At 77.5% G+C, this 4,488-nt stretch carries 6 protein-coding genes; 3 read left to right on the top strand and 3 right to left on the bottom strand.

The window, feature by feature from the left end:
* Window positions 1-150: 150 nt before the first annotated feature.
* The 3 genes from BG452_RS30365 to BG452_RS30355 all read right to left on the bottom strand — a co-directional run bounded on the left by BG452_RS30365 (window position 151) and on the right by BG452_RS30355 (window position 2,437).
* Entirely contained in the window at window positions 151-1,158 is a 1,008-nt protein-coding gene (locus BG452_RS30365; RefSeq protein WP_188307557.1) for an aldo/keto reductase, read from the bottom strand.
* Between the two features lie 67 nt (window positions 1,159-1,225).
* Window positions 1,226-1,648 (bottom strand): hypothetical protein, encoded by a 423-nt coding sequence (locus BG452_RS30360; protein WP_188307556.1) that lies wholly within the window; start codon window positions 1,646-1,648, stop codon window positions 1,226-1,228.
* An 81-nt stretch (window positions 1,649-1,729) separates the two neighbouring features.
* Window positions 1,730-2,437 (bottom strand): hypothetical protein, encoded by a 708-nt coding sequence (locus BG452_RS30355; protein WP_188307555.1) that lies wholly within the window; start codon window positions 2,435-2,437, stop codon window positions 1,730-1,732.
* Between the two features lie 431 nt (window positions 2,438-2,868).
* Between BG452_RS30355 and BG452_RS30350 the strand changes: the two genes are divergently transcribed.
* The 3 genes from BG452_RS30350 to BG452_RS30340 all read left to right on the top strand — a co-directional run.
* On the top strand, window positions 2,869-3,462 hold the full coding sequence (locus BG452_RS30350) for a helix-turn-helix domain-containing protein (protein ID WP_223242946.1): 594 nt from the start codon (window positions 2,869-2,871) through the stop codon (window positions 3,460-3,462).
* 184 nt (window positions 3,463-3,646) lie between these two features.
* Window positions 3,647-4,237, top strand: coding sequence for an ImmA/IrrE family metallo-endopeptidase (locus BG452_RS30345; RefSeq protein WP_223242945.1), 591 nt, complete (start codon window positions 3,647-3,649; stop codon window positions 4,235-4,237).
* Window positions 4,234-4,488: hypothetical protein (locus BG452_RS30340; protein ID WP_188307554.1), on the top strand; the 255-nt coding region annotated here is incomplete at its 3' end. The genes BG452_RS30345 and BG452_RS30340, both read left to right, overlap by 4 nt.

The raw sequence follows: 4,488 nt of genomic DNA, 5'->3' as shown, positions 1-4,488 counted from the left end.
CCGCGCCCCCCCCCCGCCCCCCCCCGCCCCCCCCCCCCCCCCCACCCCCCCCCCCCCCACCCCCCCCCCCCCCCCCCCCCCCGCGCGGCCCCCCCCCCCCCGGGCCGCCCCCCCCCCCCCCCCCCCCCCCGGTGACCGGGTGGCGAGGCCTCAGGCCCAGGGCAGGGAGGAGCGGGTGCGCCAGTAGGCGTCGGCGGGTTCGGCCATCGGGGCCAGGGCGGCGAGGTCCTGCGGGGTGGGCCGGAGGCGGTCCGCGGCGAGGTTGGAGGTGAGCTGGTCGAGGGTGGCGGCGCCGGAGAGGACGACGTCGGCCCAGGGCTGGGCGGCGGCTGCGGCCAGCGCGAGGGCGTCGGGGGTGGCGGCGGTGCGGGTGGCGAGGGTGCGCAGCGGGGCGGTGTCGGGGCCGGTGGCGTTGCGGCCGGCGAGGCGGCCGTTGGCCATGCCCTCCTTGACCACGACGAGCCAGCCCGCCTGGTGGGCCTCGGCGAGGGCGGGGGCGGCGGAGGTCTCCAGCAGGTTCCAGGTGGCCTGGACGGCGGTGAACAGCGGGTGGCCGTCCACGGTGACGGCCTGGGCCCGGCGGATGGTGTCGGCCTGGGTGGGGCCGCTGGTGGACAGGCCGACCCGGACGCCCTCGGCGGCGAGCGCGGCCAGGCGCTCGTGCAGGGCGGGGTCGGTGAGGGCGGGGCTGTCGGCGGTGACCGAGTGGACCAGGTAGACGTCCAGGCGGGGGCCGAGCAGGGCGCGGGTCTCGCGGATCTGACGGTCGTACACCGCCGTCGAGTGCTCCTTGACCTCGTGCGCGCTGACGCCGGTGGTGCGCCAGTCGGCCGTGTAGGTGTAGCCCCACTTGCTGCCGACCGTGACCTCGGCGGCGGCCTCGGGGTGTTCGGCGAGCCACTGGGCGAGGAACTCCTCGGCGCGGCCGTAGGAGCGGGCGGTGTCGAGGTAGCGCACGCCGGCCGCGTAGGCGGCGTCGAGCAGGGCGTGGGTGCGCCGGCGCAGGGCCTCGACGGTGCGTTCGGCGGGCAGGTCGGCCGCGCGCCCGAGGGTGATGTAGCCGGGCCGGCCGACCGCCGCGGTGCCCAGGCCCAGGCGCGCGGGCTGCGGGCGGGCGGGGGCCTGGGGGGCGGCTGCGGTGGCGGGGTCGGTCGGCATGATGGTTCTCCTCGGGCGGCGCGATGGTGCTCACCTGCGACCCTAGGGGAGTCCTGGTGGCGGGGTGTCAGCGGCCGGCGGCACTGCCGGTCGGTCCCGGCGGCGCGAACGGGCAGCGGGCCGCCGCCCCGGCACTACCCGGTGCGCCCGGTACAGCCGGCTCCACCGCCTGCTCCAGCCGCAGGACGAAGTTGACGTAGTCGCGCGGCTTGCCCGGCCGGTGGCGGTCGTTGCTGGTGAGCAGCCGGCTGCGGATGCCGTCGCGTTCGGTGAGCGGCCCGGGGGTGGTGCGCAGGTTGGGCTGCCAGCCGTGGCTGCGGGGGTGGTGTTCGAGGGTGAGGGTCCAGCTGTCGGCGTCGACCTCCAGGACGGCGCCGGGACGGCCGGGGAGCACCTGGGTGCCGTACGGTCCGCGGACGACCGCCCGTTGGTCGTAGTCGGTGGTGCGGCCGACCACGGTGATCCGCCAAGCGCCGTGGAACCTGAGCACGTTCGCCCTCCCGCCCTCGCGGCGCGCCGTCCGGCGGGCGCGCCCCTCGTCGGGGTCAACGGATGCGGGGCGTGCCGGGGATCAGACGGAGGGTGACCGGGGGGCGGTGGGCCCGGCGGTGGGCCCGGCGGTGTGGGCGAGCGCCGGGTAGCCGTGGGCGGTGAGGACGAGGTCCGCGTAGCGCCGGTCCTCCAGCGGGATGCCGTGGCGGCGCAGCAGGTCGAACAGTTCGGCGAGGTGGCGGGGTTCGGTGCCGCGTGGCAGTCCGTCGGCGGTGGTGCCGAGGGCGCCGATGACCGGTCCGTGGACGCGGTCCCGGCGTTCGGTACGCACTGGGGTGGCGGCGGGGACCAGGCGCAGCAGGAGGACGAGCCGGGCGGCGCCGGAGTCGGGGTCCTCGTCGGTCTCCATGGTGAGTCCGGCGATGTCCTGCCAGCGGTAGCGGCGCGGGAGGAAGGCCCGTACCAGGGTGAGGCCTTGGGCGTCGGCGCGCAGCCAGAAGCCGTAGGGGACGGGCAGGGCGATGCCGAGGACGGCGGTGCCGGACAGCAGGAGGGCGGGGACGGCGCCGAGGCGGCCGGCGACGCCGGTCCGGGCGAGCGCGATGCCCATGGCGAGGGCGAGGAGGCAGCCGAGGGGTGCGCCGGCGGCGCGCCAGAGGAAGGCCAGTCGTACGGTCTGCGGGGCGGCGGGTGGCGGCGGTTGCGGCTGTGTGCGCGGTGGTTGCGGCTGCGTGCGCGGTGACGCCTGTTCCGGCGCTGCGGTGTGCCCGCGTGGCGTGGTGTCCACGGGTGCCCCCTTCTCGCGTCGTGCCGTCGGGGGGTGCGGCCGGTCGGGCCCGTCCCCGCCGGGCGGCGGTACGGCGGTGCGGCACGGCGGGGTGGGCGTGGTGCGGGTGCCCGGGCCTGGGGCGTCAACGCCGTGCGGTCTCACGGGAGTCGGCCCTTGCGTCCGGGGCGCCGCGGTCGTTCGGGCGGTCCGGTGGAAAACGTCAAGTGCTGCCGGAACGACGGAATGTGATGGTGCGTCGGATCGCATGGGCGGCGCCTGTGGGCCTGCTCGTCCAGGATGTCAGCCGACGCTACGCGGGTCAACTGGCGTTGATTGCGGGTATCTTCGGATCCACGCCAGCTGATGCCGTTCGGCTATCGTGACCTGGCCGGCCCTGTCCGTCCGTCGAGGTCGCGGCGCGGAGGGCCCGGGCGTGAGGAAGGTGGGGCATGACGGAGTCGACGGGGGACGGCGTCCAGGTGGGACCGGAGGGTGCGCCACCGGAGCCGGACGCGCGCCCGGACGGGCGGGAGCCCGGCGACGAACCCGGACCCGGTGAAGCGGACGCCGGCGGGAACGGCGACGGGAACGGCGACAGGGACAGGGACGGCGGCGGCCCGGCGAGCGCCGAGGCCGGCGGCCTGGCAGCCCGGATCGAGGCACTGTTCCACACCGTCCGCCGCCCCGACCGCGAGCAGTACACCAACGAGGAGGTGGCCCGGGCCTGCCGCGAGGCGACCGGGGAGTCCTTCTCCACCACCTACCTGTGGCAGTTGCGCACCGGGCGCCGGGACAACCCGACCAAGCGCCACCTGGAGGCGCTGGCCCAGTTCTTCCAGGTCCCGCCCGCGTACTTCTTCGACGAGCGGCAGGGCGCCGAGATCGCCAAGGAGCTGGCCCTGCTCGGCGCGCTGCGCGACGCGGGCGTGCGCAGCCTGGCGCTGCGGGTGGTGGGCCTGTCGCCGGAGGGCCTGGACACCGTCAGCGAGCTGGTCGACGTGATCGCCCGCCGGGACGCGGCGCGCAAACGCCCCACGCCCTGAACGCGGGGCCGGGGCCCGGGAAGCAGCGGGGCCGCCGGACCGCGGGGCGACAGGACCGCCGGACGCGCGTGCGGACGCGCCGGCGGGTGGAACCGTAGGGGTGGAGCGGTGAGGGGAGCTCGGCTTGTGGGGTGACTTACGGGGTGGCCGGGGCTACCGGACCACGCTGCGGCGCTGTCGCCGGATGGCCGAACAGCTGGAGCTGCCAAGCCCGTTCGACCCGGCGGTGCTGCTGGAGCGGCTGGCCGCGCGGCGCGGGCGCCCGATCGAACTGCTGCCGGTGCCGGCTCGTCCGAACGCCCCCTGCGGGCTGCTGGTCTCCACCCTGGAGGCGGACTACATCCTGTACGCGGCGGACACCGGGGTGCTGCACCAGCGGCACATCCTGGTGCACGAGATCGCGCACCTGCTGCTCGACCACGCCGGCTCCGCGCCGCTGGCCCCGGCCGCCGCGCTGCTGCCCAACCTCTCCCCCGCGCTGGTGCAGCGGGTGCTGGGGCGCACCAGCTACGACGAACCGCAGGAGCGGGAGGCGGAGTTGCTGGCCTCGCTGATCCTCAGCCGGGCGGAACGGGCGGACGCCGCCGACCAGCCCGGGCCGGCGCCGGCCCACGGGTCGCTGGACGCGCTGGGCGCCCTGCTGGCGGCCGGGCAGCAGGGCGGCGCGGCGCGGCCCGCGGCGGGGCCCGGCTCCACGGACGACGACCCCGGGGCGGGGCCGAAGGCGGGGCCCGGCGCGGAGCCCGGCGCGGGGCCGAAGGCGGGCCGGGCGTGAGCGATCTCGCCCTCTACCCCGTCGGACTGTTCTTCGTGCTGAGCTCCGCCCACTTCGCCCGCAGCCGGATCGACTCCCGCGCCGCCGCCCGCTACACCTGCTACGGCACGGCCCTGCTGGGCGCCGCCCTGCTGGCGCTCGCCCCGCCGACCGTACGGGCCGTCCAGGGCACCGGGGTCCCGGCGCTGGCGGTGCTGCTGATCGTGCTCGGCGACGGGCTGCGCGACGGCGCCGCCGCGGCGATGCGGCTG

It is taken from the genome of Streptomyces sp. CBMA123 (genome assembly GCF_014596465.1).
GTDB lineage: Bacteria > Actinomycetota > Actinomycetes > Streptomycetales > Streptomycetaceae > Kitasatospora.
This window is presented reverse-complemented; position numbering and strand designations above follow the sequence as displayed.

What these genes read in the sequence shown, in the direction of transcription:
- BG452_RS30365 (WP_188307557.1), bottom strand. Translation starts at nt 1,158, where the DNA reads ATGCCGACCGACCCCGCCACCGCAGCCGCCCCCCAGGCCCCCGCCCGC.
- BG452_RS30350 (WP_223242946.1), top strand. Translation starts at nt 2,869, where the DNA reads ATGACGGAGTCGACGGGGGACGGCGTCCAGGTGGGACCGGAGGGTGCG.
- BG452_RS30345 (WP_223242945.1), top strand. Translation starts at nt 3,647, where the DNA reads ATGGCCGAACAGCTGGAGCTGCCAAGCCCGTTCGACCCGGCGGTGCTG.